The 20,736-nt window shown below is 58.0% G+C and carries 12 protein-coding genes, 2 tRNA genes, 2 rRNA genes and 1 riboswitch (1 of these 17 only partly in view); of the genes, 7 read left to right on the forward strand and 9 right to left on the reverse strand.

Going from position 1 to position 20,736, the window contains the following annotated elements; genetic code table 11:
- Nucleotides 1–141: 141 nt before the first annotated feature.
- The 4 genes from P5689_RS01615 to P5689_RS01630 are packed head-to-tail and all read right to left on the reverse strand — an operon-like array spanning nucleotide 142 to nucleotide 3,258.
- Nucleotides 142–456 carry an antibiotic biosynthesis monooxygenase gene (locus tag P5689_RS01615; RefSeq protein WP_285533781.1) on the reverse strand — a complete coding sequence of 105 codons (315 nt, stop codon included), beginning with the start codon at nucleotides 454–456 and terminating at the stop codon, nucleotides 142–144.
- Between the two features lie 32 nt (nucleotides 457–488).
- The gene (locus tag P5689_RS01620) at nucleotides 489–1,307 is read right to left on the reverse strand and encodes an ATP-binding cassette domain-containing protein (RefSeq protein ID WP_285533783.1); all 819 of its coding nucleotides are present in this window, start codon (nucleotides 1,305–1,307) and stop codon (nucleotides 489–491) included.
- A gap of 5 nt (nucleotides 1,308–1,312) precedes the next feature.
- Nucleotides 1,313–2,329, reverse strand: a complete 1,017-nt coding sequence (locus P5689_RS01625) for an iron ABC transporter permease (RefSeq protein WP_285531868.1) — start codon at nucleotides 2,327–2,329, stop codon at nucleotides 1,313–1,315.
- Nucleotides 2,326–3,258, reverse strand: a complete 933-nt coding sequence (locus P5689_RS01630; protein ID WP_285531870.1) for an ABC transporter substrate-binding protein — start codon at nucleotides 3,256–3,258, stop codon at nucleotides 2,326–2,328. The genes P5689_RS01625 and P5689_RS01630 overlap by 4 nt, the downstream gene beginning before the upstream one ends.
- A gap of 157 nt (nucleotides 3,259–3,415) precedes the next feature.
- Here P5689_RS01630 and P5689_RS01635 point away from each other — a divergent pair, with 157 nt between their 5' ends.
- The 6 genes from P5689_RS01635 (at nucleotide 3,416) to P5689_RS01660 (ending at nucleotide 14,312) form a co-directional block, all read left to right on the forward strand.
- Entirely contained in the window at nucleotides 3,416–5,698 is a 2,283-nt protein-coding gene (locus P5689_RS01635; protein WP_285531871.1) for a TonB-dependent receptor domain-containing protein, read from the forward strand.
- A 102-nt stretch (nucleotides 5,699–5,800) separates the two neighbouring features.
- Complete coding sequence (locus tag P5689_RS01640; RefSeq protein ID WP_285531872.1) at nucleotides 5,801–6,547, forward strand: DUF817 family protein; 747 nt, start codon at nucleotides 5,801–5,803, stop codon at nucleotides 6,545–6,547.
- Nucleotides 6,548–6,564: 17 nt separating this feature from the next.
- Nucleotides 6,565–6,879 carry a hypothetical protein gene (locus P5689_RS01645; RefSeq protein ID WP_285531873.1) on the forward strand — a complete coding sequence of 105 codons (315 nt, stop codon included), beginning with the start codon at nucleotides 6,565–6,567 and terminating at the stop codon, nucleotides 6,877–6,879.
- A gap of 233 nt (nucleotides 6,880–7,112) precedes the next feature.
- Nucleotides 7,113–9,509, forward strand: a complete 2,397-nt coding sequence (locus P5689_RS01650; protein WP_285531874.1) for a TonB-dependent receptor domain-containing protein — start codon at nucleotides 7,113–7,115, stop codon at nucleotides 9,507–9,509.
- 17 nt (nucleotides 9,510–9,526) lie between these two features.
- On the forward strand, nucleotides 9,527–11,548 hold the full coding sequence (locus P5689_RS01655) for a phosphocholine-specific phospholipase C (protein WP_285531875.1): 2,022 nt from the start codon (nucleotides 9,527–9,529) through the stop codon (nucleotides 11,546–11,548).
- 241 nt (nucleotides 11,549–11,789) lie between these two features.
- Nucleotides 11,790–11,994: riboswitch (cobalamin riboswitch) on the forward strand.
- A gap of 86 nt (nucleotides 11,995–12,080) precedes the next feature.
- Nucleotides 12,081–14,312: a TonB-dependent receptor gene (locus P5689_RS01660; RefSeq protein ID WP_285531876.1), complete on the forward strand. Its 2,232-nt coding sequence runs from the start codon at nucleotides 12,081–12,083 to the stop codon at nucleotides 14,310–14,312.
- Between the two features lie 112 nt (nucleotides 14,313–14,424).
- Here P5689_RS01660 and P5689_RS01665 read toward each other — a convergent pair whose 3' ends face one another.
- Nucleotides 14,425–15,243, reverse strand: coding sequence for a M48 family metallopeptidase (locus tag P5689_RS01665; protein WP_285531877.1), 819 nt, complete (start codon nucleotides 15,241–15,243; stop codon nucleotides 14,425–14,427).
- 200 nt (nucleotides 15,244–15,443) lie between these two features.
- Between P5689_RS01665 and P5689_RS01670 the strand changes: the two genes are divergently transcribed.
- Nucleotides 15,444–16,652: a cation:proton antiporter gene (locus tag P5689_RS01670; protein ID WP_285531878.1), complete on the forward strand. Its 1,209-nt coding sequence runs from the start codon at nucleotides 15,444–15,446 to the stop codon at nucleotides 16,650–16,652.
- Between the two features lie 593 nt (nucleotides 16,653–17,245).
- Here P5689_RS01670 and P5689_RS01675 read toward each other — a convergent pair.
- From P5689_RS01675 to P5689_RS01690, 4 genes are all read right to left on the reverse strand, one after another.
- A tRNA-Met gene (locus P5689_RS01675) sits at nucleotides 17,246–17,322 on the reverse strand.
- A 35-nt stretch (nucleotides 17,323–17,357) separates the two neighbouring features.
- Nucleotides 17,358–17,472, reverse strand: a 5S ribosomal RNA gene (gene rrf, locus P5689_RS01680).
- Nucleotides 17,473–17,584: 112 nt separating this feature from the next.
- Nucleotides 17,585–20,317 (reverse strand): 23S ribosomal RNA (locus P5689_RS01685).
- Between the two features lie 386 nt (nucleotides 20,318–20,703).
- Nucleotides 20,704–20,736 (reverse strand) — tRNA-Ala (locus P5689_RS01690); it runs 43 nt beyond the window's last position.

Genomic DNA, 20,736 nt, shown 5'->3' on the forward strand with positions numbered 1-20,736 from the left:
GTGGCACGCGCAAGATCAGGCATTGCAACGCGCCTTGCGATCAGTCCCCGCCTCGGTTCGCGCAGCGTACCGAGGGTGAAAGATCCCTAACCGGCATCAGGCAATCATGCCGGTCAGAATTTTCGCCCGGAGGCACCAGTTTCAGTTGTCGATATGCTGGACGACCTCGAAGCCCTCGAACACCGGCGGCCCCAGCGTCAGGGGCTTGTTGCCACCCGCACCAGCATGCGCCTTGCGGAACTGCTCGGACTGCGTCCAGTCACGAAATGCCTGCTTGGATGACCAGATGGTGTGGGATGACCAGAGAATATGGTCATCCTTGACCGGCCCGCGCAACAGCGAGAACGAGACAAACCCTGGCACAGTTGTCAGCAGGACCTCGCGGTCAAGCCAGCGCTGGCGAAAGGCTTCTTCGCTCTCGGGCAGGACCTGAAACCTGTTCATGGCGATATACATCGACGATACTTTCACAATCTTATTGATATTACTCATGAGGAACGGGGCGAAACGAGATCATGCGGCAGCAGAAATGGCCGCCCTGTCTCACGATGGCACCCCGGAACGACATCGGTCAGACCGAATACATCCCGGAGCATGGAAGGTGTTATGACGATCTCAGGAGGGCCGGCGTCGTAAATCCGCCCCCGTGCAAGCACCACAACCCTATCGGCAAAAGCGGCGGCCCAGTTCAGATCGTGCAAGATGGCGAGACAGCCATTGCATGCAGCCTTTCCGTCATTGCACACGCCGTTTTTGCCCGTATACGCCCGCGCAAGAGACAGAACCTGCCTTTGGCGAGCGATATCCTGTGCTGAAACGGGCTCGTCCAGCAACAGGTATCCTTCATGACCATGCCAACGCAGCTGCACCAGAATACGGGCAAGATGCGCGCGTTGACGCTCCCCACCCGAAAGACTGGTGATGTCACGCTCACTGAACTCAGCCAGACCGACCTCCTCTAGGGTCCGGGCAACGAGCGCGCCGAGGCTCACGCGAAACGGGGCCCGGGCTTGGACCCCGAACCTCACCAGTTCATCCACCGAAAAGCGGGCATCGAGGCTCTGGTCCTGCGTCAGCATGGCGCGTCGGGCAGCGAGGTTGGCGGGAGAGAAACGATGAAGCGGCGTGCCGTCGAGCGTGACATGGCCCGAACTTGGCGCGAGCAACCCGGCAGCAACACGCATGAGGGTCGTCTTGCCTGCCCCGTTGGGCCCAATCACCGCAATCATTACCCCCGGCGAGAGCGTGAGGGACACGCCATCGAGCAACGAACGCCCGTCATGCACGACAGAGACATTATCGAGCATCAGGCTCACGCCGGAATCTCCTGATCACTGCTGCGCATCAGAAGCCAGATGAAAACAGGCGCACCCAGCGCCGCCGTGATAATGCCGACCGGCACATCCGAAGGAGGCGCAATGATTCGGGCCAATGTGTCGGATAGAACCAGCAGAATGGCACCAAGCATGGCGCTGGCCGGGATAAGAATCCGATGGTCGGGTCCGCTTGCAAGGCGGACAAGATGAGGCACGATCACCCCCACAAACCCGATCACACCTGAGAACGATACGGCCGGCCCCACTGCAAGCGTAACGGCGAACAGACAGAGATATTTCACCCGCCGCACATGGCACCCCATGAGCGCGGCATTCTCCTCACCGGCCAGTAGCAGGTTGAGCGGTCGTGAGAGCGCCCAGAGCAACAGAAGAGAGACACTGGTGAGCGGCGCCAGAATCTCGATCTCGGGCCAGCGTACGCCAGAGAGACTGCCCATGGTCCAGAAAGTCAGATCCCGCAACGCCGTATCATTGGCCCGGTAAAGCAGGATGCCGGTCGCGGACGAGGCAAGAGCGCCGAGTGCCACACCTGCAAGAACGAGACGACTGGTCGAAAGACGCCCCTGACGCGTTGCGAACGCCTGGAGCCCGGCAGTCATAACGCAGGCGCCCATCATGCCGCCCGCCGGAATACCCCAATGGGCGAGAACAGTGTCACCAAACCACAGCGTGCCCTGAACGATCATCAGCGTCGCTCCCAGTGCCGCGCCTGATGACACACCAATGAGGCCCGGATCGGCCAGCGGGTTGCGGAACATGCCCTGCATGACCGCCCCCGCCGCCCCGAGCCCCGCCCCGACAAGGATGGCCAGAACGACACGCGGCAGACGGATGCCCACAACGACAAGCCGCATGACCTGCGGATCGCTCAGGCCGTGCGGGGAAAAGCCGAAACCGGTCGCACCAGACGCCAGAGCGAGAAGAAAGCTCGACACAAGCCCGAGCCCCAGCAGGACGAAGGCCGACACCGGATTGAGGCGTCGCACATTCATGCAGGCAGCGTGTGGCGGGCAATTTCCTGCGCCAGTTCGAGCGCGACTTCGGCAGTACGCGGCCCGAAGCCAAGAAGCTTCTCGCCCTCCATGTCGATAATCGCCCCTTTTTGCCCGGCGGGTGTGAGTTTGACGGCCTCATCCGCAAGGAGGGCATCCCGCATGGACTGCCCGCCCTGACTCATCATGAGAATGACGTCCGGTTGCAGCCCGATCAGAGCTTCACGCTCCAGCGCCTTGTAGCCCTGCATGCCGCTTCCGGCGTTGATACCGCCCGCCAGCGTTATGATGGCATCGGCCGCCGTCCCGGTTCCAGCAGCCATCGGTCGCCCGTTGACCACACGCATGACAAACAGCACGCGGGCCTTTTTGGGGTGTAGTTCTTTCCATGCCTTGAGCGTGCGCAGCTGGTTATCGAAACGCACCACCATCGACGCCCCCTGCTCCTCGGCACCCACGATGCGCGACAGCGTCAGGATACGGTTTTTCACACCTTCAAGAGATGGCGTTGCATCGATCATAACGATCGGGACAGGTGATTCCATAAGCTGATCGAGCGCGTTGGGCGGCCCGGAATCATTCATCGCGAGCACCAGATCGGGCCGTAGGGACAAGACCCCTTCCGATGAGAGCTGCCGCATATAACCGACCGATTTCTTTTCGCGCAGGGCTGCCACCGGGTAGGTCGAGGTAATATCGACCCCGATGATCCGCTCTCCGACACCCAACGCATAAAGCGTCTCGGTAATCGTGCCACCGATCGAAACCATGCGCTGCATGGTGCCCAGCGTGACATGACGACCGCGGCAATCCTCCACGCGTATGGGGCGGGTCTCACCGGCCCGCGCAGCGCGCGAGGTGGCTCCGGAAACGCCGGTTGCCAATGCCGAGAGCCCGAACTGACGCCGTCCAAACAACCTGATGCTCATGGTTCCTGACCCTTTTCTGCGGGGACATGGGGGCTGTGTGGCCGGTTTCCCTCACCCGATGGAGCGGTGATTTAAAGGATGTTTTTACGTCTTGCAAGTGCGAGTCATTCTCAATAGCTGTTCGCAACATCATTCACCGACTCGCAGGGCCAACGCCATGATCACTACCCGCCGGGTACTTTCTCTTTCGACGTCACTCGCCCTGATCACCCTCGCTCCGGTTCAGGCACGCGCGCAGACAGGCAATGCCCCGTCTACCGGTCAGGATCTGGGACCTCACGCGCCCCAGAACGTGCAAAACAGGCACACGCCGACTGGCAGCGCACACGCCTCTCCCCCATCAGGGCGTGCGGCAGCGAGCACAACGACCGCGACCGGAGCCACGCAACTGGCGCGCGCAGAAGCACGGTCCGGCACCGTAACCCGCAGCAACGGCAACGAAATCACCCTGCCGAGCGTGAAGGTTCACGGAACGAACGAAATCGCCGTGCCGCAGGCGAGCTCAACACTGACCCGTAATGACATGCTCCGTGTCGCCCCTACCGAGCCCTACATGATCCTCACCGGGCTGCCGGGCGTCTATTTCCAGAATGATGGCTCCCCCTCCCTCGCGATTTCCATACGCGGCATGCAGGATTTCGGTCGTGTGAATGTCATGGTGGATGGCGCAAGGCAGGACTTCCAGACCAGCAGCCACGGCGCGAATGGCAGTGTCTATGTCGACCCGGCCTTGCTCGCGGGGCTGGATGTCTCTCGCGGCACGGTCTCGACCGCTGATGGTGCGGGTGCCATCGCCGGTGTCGTGAACATGCACACGCTGGGCGTTGATGATCTGGTCGATTCAGGCAAACGCTATGGCGTGATGGCGCGCGCACTGGGCGGCACCAATAATTATGATGGTTCGGGCGTGGTTGGCGCGGGTGTCAGGGTGCGCCCCTGGCTGGGTCTGGCCGCAGCCTTCAGCATGCGCAGCTCGGGCGATTACGAGGATGGCGCTGGCACGCGTATTCCCGATACCTACCAGCGTATGCAGTCCGGCCTGTTCAAGATCGACATCAAGCCCGGCATGGACCAGAGCCTGACCCTGGGAACAGTCATCTATCACAATGAATTCGGACAGGGCACCGAAGGCATCTACGCGGGCAACAAGATACAGAACAACCAGGGCAATCTGGAGTATCGCTTCACACCACACGACAACAAGCTCATCTCGCTGCACGTCAAGGGCTATGTGGTCTCCACCGGGCTGGACAATGCCATGCCGGCCTACCGCGCCATCACCCTCGCCGCGGCCAATCTGACGAAATACAACCTGACCACGCTGGGCTTCGAGGCGGACAACACCTCGCAATTCCCGATTGGCCCCGTGCTCGCCTCGCTCAATTATGGCGGCGAGTACTATCATGACTCTGTCAAGACGAAGGACCAGACGGGCTATGAGGGGTCCACCCCCTCAGGCGGGCGCGGGGTTGGCAGCGCCTTCACACAGCTCGCCCTGAACTGGAAAATCGTGCAGCTGACGGGTGCCCTTCGTTACGACACCTATCATGCCTCTGGCAGCGGGGTTAATCAGGCCTCAGGCTTCACGTCCGTCAATGCGGGTGCCTTCAGCGCCTCCCGAGGCGCCGATGCCGTCAATCCCAAGGTGACATTGGCTGTCACGCCGGTGCATGGCCTGCAGCTTTATGGCAGCTACGGTCTCGGTTTTCGCCCGCCCGCCGTCACCGAGATGTTCATGGCCAGCTCGCATCCGGGCCTTGGCTTCCTCAAATTCATTCCCAATCCCAATCTCGCGCCTGAGCAGACCTATGGCTGGGAAATTGGTGCCAAGCTGCATTATCGTGACGTGCTGACGGATGGCGACAAGGTGACATTCGACGGCGATTATTTCGACACGCGCATCAAGAACTATATCGCCCAGACGCGTGTGATCGGGCGTCCGGCGGCTGGCTCGTATATCCCGACCTCCGGGTATTTCTACCAGAACATGGCGGGTAACACCTTCACGCACGGCTTCGAGGGGCAGGCGCGCTACGATAACCGCCTGGTCTTTGCAACGCTGTCCTACACCAATACGACCACAAAGCTGCCGCGCGCCGATTACACCGGCTTCGGCGCCATGCTCACCACGCCGCCACGTTCGGTTCTGGCAGGGACGGTCGGGCTGCATCTTTTCGACAACAAGCTCTCGCTCGGTGCCCGTATTCGGGCCGCTACGCAAACTCTGGGCAGGCCCTCAAGCAGCACGGCGCTCTACCCCAAGCAGGGCGGTTATGTGGTGTTCGACATGTTCGGCTCTTACCAGATCACCCATCAGATTCAGGCTTTCATCAATGCTGATAACATCACCAACCGTCGCTATTACACGAGCCAGATCTCGACCATTCCCAATCAGGGCCTGACCGTTATGGGGGGGCTCAATTTCGCTCTCTCCCGCTGAGTGCAGCTGCCTGCCGCGCTAGGTATTGAGAGCGGAGGATGCGCCTCTTGCCTTTGGGCTCGGGGTGCGGCAATGGCGCGGCAAACGACAAGGAGCCGCGCCATGAACGCCCCGTCCCAACCCGATGCCAGCGCAACAGCCAATCTCGAGCACGAACTCGGGCGTGTGATCAGAAGATATCTTCACGGCTTCTCAGGTCTTTTTGTTCTCTTCGTCCTCAAGCAGGGCTGGGCCTGCCTGTTCGGTGGGCTGATGCTGGCGGCCATTCTGGCTTTCCATATCACGGGCACGGCCATGGAGTGGTTCAAGGTGTCCGCCGGATCATGGGCCTATCCCGAGCCCGGGTTCTTCAAGATCCTTCATGTGCCGCTCTTTTCGGGCTTCATGTATGCCTCGGTGGGCAGTTACATGGCGCGTGTCATACGTCTGTTCGATATGCGCTTCGAGCCTTATCCGGATTTCAGGCTTTCACTGCTCCTGGCGCTTGCCATCTATGCCAATTTCTTCACGCACCATTATCTTCCGGACCTGCGCTGGCTGCTTGTTCTCGCGACCGTTCTTCTTTATCGGCACTGCGTCATCCATTATCGGATCGTCGATGTTTTCTGGCGCATGCCCTTGCCTCTGGCCGCCTTCTTCTCAAGCGTTGCCCTGTGGATTGCGGAAAATATCGGCACCTTCACCGGCACATGGCTTTACGCAAAGCGTGACTTTACATGGGTCGTCCATCCCCAGAAACTCGTTTCCTGGTATCTGCTGCTCTACGTTGCTTTCATCACTGTCACACTGCTTCTGCGGCCTGATCGTCCGCGAGATCTCGCAAACGCCGTAGGGGCAGTAGGCCGGTGAGACTGGCAGAGAGAGATTTGCTCCCTCCCCGGCATGAGATTCCGGGACGTCTCCATCCACTGGGGCTGTGCCTGCTTGTCATGACGCTGGGTCTGTTCTGTCGCCTCGCCCCTCTCGGCTTGCCTCTGTTGTTCAGGAAATGGAGCGGATCCATTCTCTGGGGGGCCATGTTCTGGTTCCTTGCCCTGCTGCTCACAGGTGGGAAATCCTTGAGGGCCACGCTCCTTCTTGCTGCCTTTGGGGCCGGCGCCAGCGAGTGCATCAAGCTGGCTCATTGTGACGCTCTGGAAACACTTCGGCGGAATAGTGTCGGACATTTCCTGCTAGGCTAACAATTCTCGTGGCTCAATCTGATCGCCTACATCACGGGAATTGCGCTTGCTCTGGTCACAACGCTTGCGCTGAAATCAACACAGCACAACTAAGGTTGGAGATTTACTATATGACAGAGTGATGAATGTTTTGTTTCCGATTTGATTTTAATAAAACCATAATACTTTGACACGTCCTGTCACGATAATGACGAGCCGCATCGTGACCCTCTCGGACGAAACGGCTCCTATCAATGAAACTCAGACATCGTCTCATTATCTCGGCCAGCCTCCCTGCCCTGCTTGTCGCAATGCACCCCGCGGCGATGGCCCAGAATGTTACGGTCGCCCAGCATGACGCGGCACAGCCAAACCAGAAAAAAAAGACGCGACAGGCCCAGCCAGCCCGCAAGCGTGCAGCTGCGACAGCTGCCGAGCCCAAAACCGCGGTCGAGGCAAAATCGCCTGAATCGATCATTGTTCTCGGCGCTGGTCAGGCCCGCGAAACACAGACGATCTCCCGCACGGCCATTCAGGAATACACACCGGGTACGAGCCCGTTCAAGGCACTGTCGAAACTGCCGGGTGTCATGTTCACCTCGTCCGATCCGCTCGGCTCCTATGAATGGTCGCAGCAGATCATCATTCGTGGCTTTGACCAGAGCCGGCTTGGCTTCACCTTTGATGGCGTCCCGCTGGGCAATCTGGCCTATGGCAATGATAACGGGCTTTCCATCGGTCGCGCCTTGCAAACCGAGAATAACGGCCCCGCCACGCTGACGCAGGGCGCAGGGGCCGTCGGTGTCGCAGCATCCAATGACCTTGGTGGTGCGCTTCAATTCACCTCCATCGATCCGTCAGACAAATTCGGCGCCGATGTCAGCGGCACGATCGGCTCCGCCTCCACCTGGCGTACCTTCGCCCGCATCAATAGCGGTCTGCTCAAGGGCGGCGGCAAGTTCTATGTGTCCTATGACCATCAGGACGCGAATAAATGGAAGGGTGACGGCGTGCAGCGCCAGGACCAGGCCAATGCGAAATACGTGCAGCCATTGGGTGACAACCTGAAACTAACTGTTTTTGGTGACTGGTCCAAGCGCGCCGAGAACGACTATCAGGATCTCTCCCTCGCCCAGATCAAGACCTATGGCTATAATCTCGACAATATCACAGGCAACTACGCCCTCGCGAAGCAGATTGCCTATGCCTATCAGAACGGCACAGCCTTCCCCAAGGGCATCGAAAATCAGGATACCGTCTATTACAACGCAGGTGGCCTGCGTGAGGACGCCATGGGCTATGGCAAACTCGATTTCCGGGTCAATAATCGCCTGTCCGGCTATGTCATGGGTTATGGCCACACCAACACTGGTGAAGGCGTGTGGGTTACGCCCTATACGGCAACACCCGCAGAGCTTGGTGGCTCCCCTCTTTCGACCCGCACGACAGAATACGATATCCATCGCGCCGGTTTCATTGGCAGCCTGACATACAAGATTGCCAATCATGCCATCGAAGGCGGCTTCTGGTTCGAGAACAACAATTTCAACCAGGCGCGCAGGTTCTACCCGCTGGCTCTGGATGGCTCACCCTCCTCGACCCACTGGTATCGTGACAACGCCTTCGCTACGCAATGGCAGAGCGCCTTCAACACCAAGACCTATCAGGTTCATCTGGGTGATACCTGGAAGATCACGCCAAAGCTGAAGGTCAATTACGGCTTCAAGTCGCTGATCGTGGACAACACAGCACGCGCCATGAACGGCAGCTATCTGGGCACCCCCATGCCCACGGCCTATCCCTCGGGCTCGCTCAACGCCACCAATGGCTTCCTCCCTCAGGTCGGTGCGAATTATCGATTCAACCATAACCACGAAATCTTCGTGGATTATGCGCGCAACATGGCTGCCTTCGATAGCGCCCAGACCTCGGGGCCTTTCTCGACCACAGTTGCCGGTTTCCAGGCGCTTCAGGGCAAGCTGAAGCCCGAAATGTCCAACACGGAAGAACTCGGCTACCGCTATCACACCAGGACATTCCAGGCGACCGTGACCGGCTACTATGTCGAATTCGGCAATCGCCTGCTGGCTGTAACGCAGGGTGTGGGTATTCAGGGTAACGCCTCAGTTCTGTCGAATGTCGGCGGGGTGATCTCACGCGGTATCGATACTGCCGTAAACTGGCAGTTCGCGCCCAACTGGTCGATTTTCGCTTCCTATGCCTTCAACAACTCTTTCTATGAGGATGATGTTATGGCTGATGGCAAGGTCTCGGCCGCCATTAAGGGCAAGAACGTGGTCGGCATGCCGCGCAATCTGGCCAATGTGCAGCTTGGCTATGATGACGGGCATATCTGGGGCAATGTGCTCATGCAGATCCAGGATCGTCGTTACTACACCTATACGAACGATGCCTATGTGCCGGCCAATGACGTGTTCAACCTGAATCTCGGCTATCGCTTCAAGAGCCACAATTTCTGGCTCCGCGGTCTGGATACGCAGATCAACGTCTCCAACCTGTTCAACAAGCGCTATGTGGCAACAGTAGGCAGCAACGGCTTTATCAATTCCGATCCGTCCGGCACATTCCAGACGCTTCAGGCTGCAGCCCCACGCATGGTTTTCTTCACGATCCGCAAGCACTTCAACTGAGTTCCGGAGCAGTCAGCATGAAACCCAGCCGTCGGCATTTCCTTCATCTCGGTGCTGCCGCGCTGGCAGGGACCATGTTGCCAGAAAACCTGCGTCAGGCCCTCGCCATCCCTGCCAATCGTGAAACCGGCACGATCAGGGATGTCCAGCATGTCGTTATCCTGATGCAGGAAAACCGGGCCTTCGATCACTACTTCGGCACCTTGCGTGGCGTGCGTGGTTTTGGCGACCCCCGCGCCGAAAAGCAGGCAGATGGGAGCCCGGTCTTTGCCCAGAAGGACGCAAAAGGCCGGGTCATATGGCCTTTCCTGTTCGATACGATCCATACCTCGGCGGCCTGCCTCAAAAGTCTTGACCATAGCTGGAAAGGCACCCAGGCCGCATGGAACGAGTGGGATGGCTGGGTCCCCCATAAAAGCCCGATGACGATGGGGTATTTTACCCGCGCAGAAATTCCCTATTACTACGCACTGGCCGACGCCTTCACCATTTGCGACGCCTATCACGCTTCCATTTTCGGCCCGACCAATCCCAACCGCCTCTATTTCTTTACCGGTACAAACGGCCTTGCTGTTGGCGCTGATGGCAAACAGGCGGTCGAGAATGTCGATGACGGCAACTGGTCGGCCGATATGGCGCACGACAATCCCGCCTTCACACCTTTTGACTGGACGACTTATCCCGAGCGCCTTCAGGAAGCCGGGGTGAGCTGGAAATTCTACCAGGAATACGATAATTTCGGTGACAATCCCCTCGCCTCCTTCAGGCAGTTCCGTAATCTCGACAGGCAGGACTGGCGGTATCGTCAGGCACGCGCTGTCGTGCCGGGCTCAAACAAGGAGAACATGCACGAACTGGAGGGGCGCTACCTGCTGGAGGCTTTCGAGAAGGATATCGCCGATGGAACGCTGCCTCAGGTGTCGTGGATCGTCCCACCGGCGGCCCTGTCAGAGCATCCCGAAGCGCCGCCCGGCTTTGGCGAGCATCTGATTTCCAAGCTGATCGACATTTTCGTTCGACATCCCGACATTTGGGCAAAGACTGTTTTCATTCTGAATTATGATGAGAATGACGGGTTTTTCGACCACGTACCGCCGCCTGTTCCTTCATCGCAGACAGCAACTGGCCAGCTTCCGGACGGTGAGGCCTATCACGGCGAGCCTGTTGGCCTCGGACCGCGTGTACCCGCCCTGATCATCTCGCCCTGGACAAAAGGCGGGTGGGTTAATTCACAGGTGTTTGACCATACGTCGGTCATCCGGTTTCTGGAGCAGCGGTTCAATGTTCCCTGCCCGACCATTACACCCTGGCGGCGAGCGGTTTGCGGCGATCTGACCTCTGCCTTCGATTTCAGCAAGCCTGATGCGAAGTGGTCCGTGGCTCTTCCAGACACGAGCGCGTATCTGCCCCAGACACGAATTTCCTGTGCTCACCCGCCTCCGCTCGTACCGGAGCATGGCAGCCTGCCCCTGCAGGAGGCCGGTCAGCGTCCGAGCCGGGCTTTGCCTTATCGCTTCGCTGTTACAAGCCAAGCCGATGCGCCGACGAAACTGGTCTTTGCCAACACGGCCGAGCAGGGTGTGGTTTTTCGTATCCGTCAGACGGGTGAGGCAAGCCAACATCTGACCGTTGCAGGCAAGACAACGGCTGTGTTCCTCTGTTCGGCCTCAGGCACGGTCGAGATCTACGGGCCGAACGGGTTCTACCGTCTCCATGATCCCGAGAGCCGCATCGGCCTAACGTCACAAGCGAACGGGAGCAGCCTGCATCTATCCTTAAACTGCGCGGGCCAGGGGACCGGTGCAAACGAACCCGTCGTGCTCTCGCTCATCGATCACTACACCGGGCAGCGACAGAACCTTTCCGTGCAACTGGGGCAGATTTTGCACCTTACCATACCGGTTGCCGCGAGTGACCACTGGTACCATGTCGATTGCGTCACCCGTTCGGGCAAGCTTGTTCTCTCTCTCGCGGGTCATGTCGAAAACGGATCGCCCAGCCGGTCGGACCCGCAGTTCGGGCGTGGGAACCCGGCCTGAAAGCCTGTCTCATCAGGAAAACGAAGTGCGTGATGCGTGGCGGGGGCGACACAGCGATAGTCGCCTGGAGAGAAACAGAACCTCTTCAAGGCGTGACCCTCTCGCCCCCGAGCGCGTGGAGCACGTCTGTGCCGTCGCACGCCTGCGCACCCGAGGCCCTCAGCGCTGTCGCGAAATAGACGCAAGGAAAAGCCAAACTATAGACCAAGACCCACGCAGCATTGACAGCACAGGTTGAAAAGCTAGGGTCGGAGCCGATGGTGTTCCGGAGACGGGATGAAAAGGGAACATGGTCGAACGCCATGACTGCCCCCGCAACTGTAGGTGAAGAGTGTGCGAACGTGGACCCGCCAAGGGTTCAGCCACTGGGACTATCCCCCCGGGAAGGCCAGTTCGCACATCATAACGCACAAGTCAGGAGACCTGCCATCACACGGGGTCACGGACGAGAACCGGCGGGCGGGGTGTCCTGCAGGTGGCAGGAGAAACACTGCCCATCGTAGTGACGTGAACACGGGATAGCACACATAACATGCGCCCCATGCGCTCACTCAGGGCTTGTCTTCTGACAGGCATCTCGCTCGCGCCTGCACTTGGCCTTCTGCCGCTTTTACCTGCTGCCCTCGCTCAGGAGCAAGGCAGCAACGACGAGTACATTACGGCTCATGGTGAGAGTACCGGTCTCAAGGCACGCCCAGCCATAGGAGGCCGGCTCGGACTCAGCCTCCAGCATAATCCGGCCTCGATCTCGATCATTGATCAGAAGATCATCTCGCAGCGCGGCTATGTGCATGCTGAAGATGCTGCCGATTTCGCGCCGGGTGTGACCTCCGGTGGCTCGCCCGGCAATCCGGCGCAGCTCATGATGCGTGGTTTCAGCGGCAACCAGGTGCTGATCCTGCGCGACGGTTTCTATTTCGGTCCCACGACCATGGTGAACCGACCACTCAACGCCTTCAATCTCGAGGCGGTCGAGATCCTGAAAGGCCCCTCCTCCGTTCTTTATGGCCAGGGTGCCGTCGGCGGTACCGTGGATATGCGCACACGCACGCCAGACATGGATCATGTGCGTGCCAACGCTCTGGTCTCCTACGGGAGCTTCAATAGCTGGAATGCCGGCATTGGCGGGTCAGTGCCCCTCACCCGTACCCTGGCGATACGAAGCGATTTCAGCCGGACCTCGTCTGATGGCTATGTCAAAGGCGCCAATCCGCGCAGCAATGACTGGACCACCACGCTTCTGTGGCATCCAGATGCGAAGTTCACGGCACGTTTTACCATCGATTACCTGACCGATAATCTTTCGACCTATTACGGAGCGCCGCTTGTACCGGGATCCGCTGTAAAAGACGCAGTTGGTGGGTTGCTCCATTCCACTCAGGGACTTGTCATCAGCCGAGCCTCGCTGTGGCGCAACTATAACGTGGCCAACCCACGGGCGAGCTCCGTCAACGCGACGCCGACGCTGCATCTGGACTGGGCTGCCAGTGACCACGTCTCACTGCATGACAAGGCCTATTTCCTTTATGCCAAACGTCGCTGGGACAATGCCGAGACCTACAGCTATATCGCGTCGCCCGGCGCCACTGATGCGAGCGGACAGGCAATCACGCCCGGCCGGATCGGCCGCGATCGTTTCTATGTCTATCAGAACCAGCATCAGCTTGGAGACAGCGTCGATGCCCGTTTCGATTATCCCCTGTTCGGGTTACGCAATCGCCTCGTGATTGGCGGAGATGCCTACTACATTCGCTTCATCCGCAATCGCGGCTTTCCCGATGCGGATTACGCCGACAGCGTCTCATTGACGAGCCCTGAAGGCGGCGCACTCGAGTCATTTGCCGGGGAGTATCCCTACCGTAAATCTCCCACGACCATGATCGACGTGGGGCTGTTTCTTGAGGATACCCTTTCGATCACCGACAGGCTGCGGCTGGTGGGAGGGTTCAGATATGATTGGCTTTCGCTCGACAGGCAGAACTTCAACCAGAATGGCCAGTTCAATGCGTCCACCAGCTTCAAGGGGCATTACAATCCGGCCAATTTCCGCATAGGTCCGGTTTTCGACCTTTTGCCCAATCTGAGCCTGTATGGGGTTTATACCACGGCTGAAGACCCACCGGGCTCCAATCTTTTTCTTGCCAATCGTGGGCAATTCTCCCGATTGAGCCACTCCCGTCAGGGAGAGATCGGGCTCAAGGCAAGCGCTCTCTCGGGTCGGTTCGTCACAACCCTGTCCTTCTACGATATCCGCAGGACGAGGGTGCTGGTCCAGACCGGACAGGATAGCGTTTCGACAGCTGGCAGCCAGAAATCGCGTGGTCTGGAGTGGCAGGCCGATTGGCGCATTGACCGGCACCGGAGCGTCTCGGGAAATGTGGCCTATACCTATGCCCGTTACGGCACATTCTTCCCGAATGCCTCGACCGATGCGAGCGACAATCAGGTTCCGGACGTCCCGGCGGTAACGGCCAATCTATGGGGCGTATGGTCGAGCGTTCTCGACCTGCCGCTCGATCTGGGCGCGGGCATGCGTTACGTCTCTGCACGCAAGGGGGACTATGCCAACACCCTTACGCTCAAGGACTATACCCTTGTGAACGTATTCGCTGGCTGGCACGTCTATAAGGGGATCACCCTGTATGGTCGTATCGATAATCTTGCAAACAAGCATTACGTGCAATGGGCGGATACCAGCTATCCAAGCGAGGTACTGATCGGCGCGCCGCGCTCCTTCACGGTCAGCATGCAGGCCTCCTTCTGAAAGTGTGGGAGGCGTGATGCCTCCCTCATTATCCAGACGGGGACCACCTCCCCTTGCTGAACTTCCCGTGTGTCATGCAACCCAATAACGCCTGTCTATAGAACGCGACGGGTCAGACAGCGCCGTGTTTCTGTTCGGGTGTCGCGAAAAGCGCGATGAGACGTGAAACGCGTCGCGTGAGGCACGGATGGGTAGACATGATCTCCACCACAAAGCCAGCCATGCCCGGCACCTGTGCCTCCTGCTCGGCAAAAGCCTCAGCATTCATCGACGTATTGAGGCGCCGTGCTCCGCAAGCGAGCATCTGCAACGCCCCTACACCGTCACGATAATCCGGCAGTATCGAAGCGCCTACGGCATCGCAGCTATATTCGCGTCCGCGCGAATAGGCACGGTAAAGGAGCGGTACCAGATAGGCCGGCGCACGAAGGAAAGTCTTGAAGCCATCAAGATGCCCCAGCACATGATGGGCAATCTCATGACCCACGATGAAGCGGAGCTGCGCATCTGTGTCTGTCTCGATGATAGCCGAGGTCAGGAACACATAGCGCCCACGAAGCAGGCGTATGGCAAAGGCGTTTGTGATACCGTGCGAGTTGTAGATGAAGGCTCGAGGCACCTCTTGCAGGCCGAGCCTCTGGCTGACTTCGGCAAAGGTCGCATGGAGTTCAGGGAACTGCCTGGAGGAGAGTGCGACCATGTTGCCAAGCGCATAGGCCCGATAAAGCGCTGCTGCGACAAGACTGATCGCGCCGAGCACGCCGAGATAGAGAGCGATCACCACGAGTTGGGCCAGACCGTTCGGGCGCACAAGCGCCACCATGACGAAAGCAGCCAACAGAATGAGCCAGACAGCGGTCCCGAGAACTGTCAGGGTCCCACCGTAAAGTCTTTCCTTCGCATGGCGATATTGTTTTATGTCAGATGTCATGACTTTGTGACGCCCTTCTTCTCGTTATAGTTCTATGAGCAAGACAAGCAGTATCAACAGGCGGAATAATCTGCATGTGATTTACCGTTTCATCCAGGTTTGCGAGACATAATGCGTCTGGGGGGACCATCGACCCTTGTGATCATTTCCCTTGGTTCAGGTATTAAGCTATCTTTTCGTGCGAAACGGGAAGGACAGGTATGAACGATTTTACGGCGCTCATTGCGGATCTGGGTTTATTCGTCTGTGTTCCCTGGATCCTGTGGCGTCTGCTCGGTCGCGCCATACCCATTGCCGTGATCCCGATCCTCATCGGCATTCTCGCCGCCGTATGGCATCTGCCTCTTAAATCTGTCGGCGTCCCGTCATTCTACGGTGATACGATAGGCTGGGTCGCAGTTCTCCTCCTCGCTTTTACGGCAGGTATGGAAATGTGGCAGCATCCTGAGGGCGACAACCGCGAAAGCCAGATACCGGCACCCAGCCTGCCTCGCCTCCTGGGAGGAGCAGCTTCGGCGCTGGGCGGTCCCTTTCTCATCGGCACGGTACTCGTTTATTACTTTTTTCTGCCACTCCCAGGCTGGCATGCACCAGCCGTTTCCCCGCTCATTGGCGCGGCTTCCATCGGATTGTGTATCGCGGTCAGTGCGCTTCCGGTCCTCATAGGCATCGTTCGCGAGTTGCCCGTTCGAGACAAGCCAATCGGGCAGCTCGCTCTGAAATTGGCCGTAATCGATGACGCAACGCTATGGATCGGTCTGGCACTGCTGCAATTCGCTGCGGAACGACAATCAGCGATGCACAGCTGGGGTCTCAGGCAATGCGTTGCCTTGCTCCTTCTGATTGGCCTCGGTCTCGTCGGCTCACTCGCGTCACGTCACGTCCGCAATCCGCCAAAAGCCCTGATCTGGGCAGTCGTACCGATTTATCTCAGCCTTGGCTCCTGGGCCAGCATGACGCTCGGTTTACACGAATTGATCGGGGCGTATTTCGCGGGAGCCTTTATGCCTCCCTCATGGGTAAGGCGTCTGCCGTTCGAAGCGATCTCGACCTTTTGCCTTATCTGGATTGCACCGCTGTTCTTCGGTCATAGTGGCCTGCGTATCGATGGCGACGCCCTTACCTGGCCGTCGGTTCTTGCCTCTCTCTCGCTTGTGGCCATATCAATCGTCGCCAAGATTGGCTCGATCTACGCCTTCCCCCCCTCGTCCAGCCTTTCGAGGCGTCAGACACTCGGGCTTGGCGCACTCCTCCAGTGCAAGGGTCTCATGGAAATCGTCGCAGCAACCATACTCCACGAGCAAGGTATGCTCTCCGAGTTTGCCTTTGCCTCGCTCATGGTTCTGGCCGTTATCTCCACGTTGCTGACTGGCCCGATGTTCCACCTTTTCAAACCAAGATCCGTCTGATCAAGCGGAGGCGTCGCCGGCGTTTCAAACTGGCGCGCCACGACCTTCGGCGGTGAGGCTAGTCGACACAGCTGGTGGCGCTTCATTGCTTGAGAAAGGCCAAGGACACTCGCGCAGATGATAGTTCGGCCGCAGGGATACCGCGGCAATATTCCGGTTTTTGCCGTCTATTGATGGTATCTCGATTCCTGCGGCGCAGACGTCGTGCGCCATCTGCGAACCTTCCTCGCCCGGACGGGAGGAGAAATCGCGAAGGTGACGACCGCTATCAAGCCAGGGATCTGCGAGTACAGAACTTGACGAGGGCCCAAGCCACTCTGATGTTGTCTTGCACTCTTTGGGAACCATGCGCGGGATCTCATCGGCCACATTTCCATTACCAGAGCACGAGAGCACGAGAGCACGAGAGCACGAGAGCACGAGAGCACGAGAGCACGAGAGCACGAGAGCACGAGAGCACGAGCACGAGCACGATGAGGGGGCAGATTGATTGCGCTGTCAAACGCGGGCTTTGGGTGTGAAACCGGGAACGCCAAAAACGCCTCGTACTGTGAAGCTGAGGCGTTGCGTAGGGATTTGTATGTGTAGGATTTTGGTTGCGGGGGCAGGATTTGAACCTGCGGCCTTCAGGTTATGAGCCTGACGAGCTACCGGGCTGCTCCACCCCGCGGGGGTGGTGGTGTGTTTTGTGGGGTGGATCAGGGGACCTGGCGGCGACCGACTTTTCCGCATCTTGAGATGCAGTATCATAGGCGCTGGGGCGTTTCACGGCCGAGTTCGGGATGGGATCGGGTGGAAGTCTCCCGCCATAGCCACCAGGTCTTCTGATCCACCCGACAACTGTGTGTCGGTGTGGAGGTTGGTGTTTTGTGTATGATGAGTGTGATTGCGTGGATGATTGCTATGCATGTGTATGCTCTCTTGTGAGAGCGTTGTGTGAGCGATATGGGCGATTAGGACCGGTTAGCTTCACGTGTTACCACGCTTCCACACCCGGCCTATTGACGTGATGGTCTTTCACGGCCCTGTGAGACCTAGTTTTGAGGTGGGTTTCCCGCTTAGATGCTTTCAGCGGTTATCCCGTCCATACTTAGCTACCCGGCTGTGCCGCTGGCGCGACAACCGGTACACCAGAGGTATGTTCATCCCGGTCCTCTCGTACTAGGGACAAATCCTCTCAAGTCTCATACACCCACGGCAGATCGGGACCGAACTGTCTCACGACGTTCTAAACCCAGCTCACGTACCACTTTAATCGGCGAACAGCCGAACCCTTGGGACCTGCTCCAGCCCCAGGATGTGATGAGCCGACATCGAGGTGCCAAACCTCCCCGTCGATGTGAACTCTGGGGGAGATCAGCCTGTTATCCCTAGAGTACCTTTTATCCGTTGAGCGATGGCCCGTCCACGTGGGACCACCGGATCACTATGGCCGACTTTCGTCTCTGTTCGAGCTGTCACTCTCACAGTCAGGCGGGCTTATGCCATTGCACTCGACAGTCGGTTTCCGACCGACCTGAGCCCACCATCGCGCGCCTCCGTTACACTTTGGGAGGCGACCGCCCAGTCAAACTGCCCACCATCCAGGTCCCGGACCAGGCTAGACTGGTCTCGGTTAGACATCAGAAAAATTCAGGGTGGTATTTCAAGGACGGCTCCACCGGTACTGGCGTCCGGGTTCGTAGCCTCCCACCTATCCTACACAGGATGTCTCTGATGCCACTGCAAAGCTGCAGTAAAGGTTCATAGGGTCTTTCCGTCTGACCGCGGGTACCCCGCATCTTCACGGGGAATTCAATTTCGCTGAGTCGATGCTGGAGACAGTGGGGAAGTCGTTACGCCATTCGTGCAGGTCGGAACTTACCGACAAGGAATTTCGCTACCTTAGGACCGTTATAGTTACGGCCGCCGTTTACCGGGGCTTCAATTCAATGCTTGCACATCTCCTCTTAACCTTCCGGCACCGGGCAGGCGTCAGGCCGTATACGTCGTCTCTCGACTTCGCACAGCCCTGTGTTTTTACTAAACAGTCGCTACCCCTGGTCTGTGCCACCCGCCTGTGGTTGCCCACGGACGGGTCTCGCTTATCCCGAAGTTACACGAGCAATTTGCCTAGTTCCTTCAGCATCGTTCTCTCAAGCGCCTTGGTATTCTCTACCAGTCCACCTGTGTCGGTTTCGGGTACGGTCTATACGCCAGAGCTATTTCCTGGAATGCTCCAAAAGCCTGGTCAATCCAATAAGACCAGACAACATATCGCATTCGTCACTTCTGGCAGGCCCAGTAATATTCAACTGGTTCCCATCGACTACGGCTTTCGCCCTCGCCTTAGGGGCCGGCTCACCCTGCGTGGATTAACCTTGCGCAGGAACCCTTGGACTTTCGGCGACAGTGTTTCTCGCACTGTTTGTCGCTACTCATGTCAGCATTCGCACTTCCGATATCTCCAAGAGGGTCACCCCGTCTCCTTCGCAGACCTACGGAACGCTCCGCTACCGCGCATATCAAAGATATGCACCCACAGCTTCGGCACGTGGCTTGAGCCCCGTTACATTTTCGGCGCAGGGTTTCTATTAGACCAGTGAGCTATTACGCTTTCTTTAAAGGATGGCTGCTTCTAAGCCAACCTCCTGGTTGTTTTGGAATCCCCACATCCTTTCCCACTTAGCCACGATTTGGGGGCCTTAGCTGGTGGTCTGGGCTGTTTCCCTCTCGACAATGGACCTTAGCACCCACTGTCTGTCTGCCACGCTCATACTCCTCGGTATTCGGAGTTTGGTTAGGTTTGGTAAGACTTTGGGTCCCCTAGCCCATCCAGTGCTCTGCCCGAGGGCAATACGTGACGATCTACCTCAATAGATTTCGCGGAGAACCAGCTATCTCCGAGTTTGATTGGCCTTTCACCCCTAGCCACAGCTCATCCCCGACTTTTTCAACAGGCGTGGGTTCGGCCCTCCAGTGCGTGTTACCGCACCTTCAGCCTGGCCATGGCTAGATCACTCGGTTTCGGGTCTTCTGCCAGCAACTCATTCGCCCTATTCAGACTCGCTTTCGCTACGCCTACACCTACCGGCTTAAGCTCGCTGCAAACAGAAACTCGCTGACCCATTATACAAAAGGTACGCCGTCACCCCATAAGAGGCTCCGACTGCTTGTAGGCATCCGGTTTCAGGTCTCTTTCACTCCCCTCATCGGGGTGCTTTTCACCTTTCCCTCACGGTACTTGTTCACTATCGGTCATCAGGGAGTATTTAGGCTTGGAGGGTGGTCCCCCCATGTTCAGACAGGGTTTCACGTGCCCCGCCCTACTCGAGAACCATCATGAACACTACGCATACGGGGCTATCACCCATTATTGCCGGACTTTCCAGACCGTTCTGCTTCTTTCACAATGATTACTGGCCTGTTCCGCGTTCGCTCGCCACTACTAGCGGAATCTCTGTTGATGTCTTTTCCTCCAGGTACTGAGATGTTTCAGTTCCCCGGGTTCGCCTCATACCCCTATGTATTCAGGGCATGATACCTATCGCTAGGTGGGTTTCCCCATTCAGATATCCACGGATCAAAGCTTGCTCGCAGCTCCCCGTGGCTTTTCGCAGCGTGCCACGTCTTTCGTCGCCTCCTGATGCCAAGGCATCCACCGAATGCCCTTCTCATGCTCACACACTACACATGCACAGCAACCATCCACGCTCGCGCGCTTCAGAGTTTTCTGCGCAGAGAAAATGCAATGCATCGCACGCAAAGTTCATCATACTTATAAAACACTCTCTGACCGCTATACGCCACAATCCTTAACACGAGACCGGATCAGAGCCTCCCGGACCAAAGTCCAAGAACCCAAAACCGATCCACATGGGTCAGACCAACCCGGATCGTGGCAGCACCCAGAAAGTGCACCAACCTATTCACACTGACAAAGAACAGACTTTTTCATCGCTCCCGCACCAAAGTGCGGCAGGGAGGAAACATTTTTCCCTTAACCTGTAATGTTATCGCACTATCATGCCGCTCGAAGCTTTCGCCAAGCAGCGTGTACCGGTGTGGTTTCTGGTGGAGGCGGACGGGATCGAACCGACGACCC

It is taken from the genome of Asaia sp. HumB, assembly GCF_030263835.1.
In the GTDB taxonomy this organism is placed as follows: domain Bacteria; phylum Pseudomonadota; class Alphaproteobacteria; order Acetobacterales; family Acetobacteraceae; genus Asaia; species Asaia bogorensis.

Coding starts and splice junctions, on each gene's coding strand:
- P5689_RS01655 (WP_285531875.1), top strand. CDS start 9,527: ATGAAACCCAGCCGTCGGCATTTCCTTCATCTCGGTGCTGCCGCGCTG.
- P5689_RS01665 (WP_285531877.1), bottom strand. CDS start 15,243: ATGACATCTGACATAAAACAATATCGCCATGCGAAGGAAAGACTTTAC.
- P5689_RS01660 (WP_285531876.1), top strand. CDS start 12,081: ATGCGCCCCATGCGCTCACTCAGGGCTTGTCTTCTGACAGGCATCTCG.
- P5689_RS01630 (WP_285531870.1), bottom strand. CDS start 3,258: ATGAGCATCAGGTTGTTTGGACGGCGTCAGTTCGGGCTCTCGGCATTG.
- P5689_RS01625 (WP_285531868.1), bottom strand. CDS start 2,329: ATGAATGTGCGACGCCTCAATCCGGTGTCGGCCTTCGTCCTGCTGGGG.
- P5689_RS01670 (WP_285531878.1), top strand. CDS start 15,444: ATGAACGATTTTACGGCGCTCATTGCGGATCTGGGTTTATTCGTCTGT.
- P5689_RS01620 (WP_285533783.1), bottom strand. CDS start 1,307: ATGCTCGATAATGTCTCTGTCGTGCATGACGGGCGTTCGTTGCTCGAT.
- P5689_RS01635 (WP_285531871.1), top strand. CDS start 3,416: ATGATCACTACCCGCCGGGTACTTTCTCTTTCGACGTCACTCGCCCTG.
- P5689_RS01640 (WP_285531872.1), top strand. CDS start 5,801: ATGAACGCCCCGTCCCAACCCGATGCCAGCGCAACAGCCAATCTCGAG.
- P5689_RS01615 (WP_285533781.1), bottom strand. CDS start 456: ATGTATATCGCCATGAACAGGTTTCAGGTCCTGCCCGAGAGCGAAGAA.
- P5689_RS01650 (WP_285531874.1), top strand. CDS start 7,113: ATGAAACTCAGACATCGTCTCATTATCTCGGCCAGCCTCCCTGCCCTG.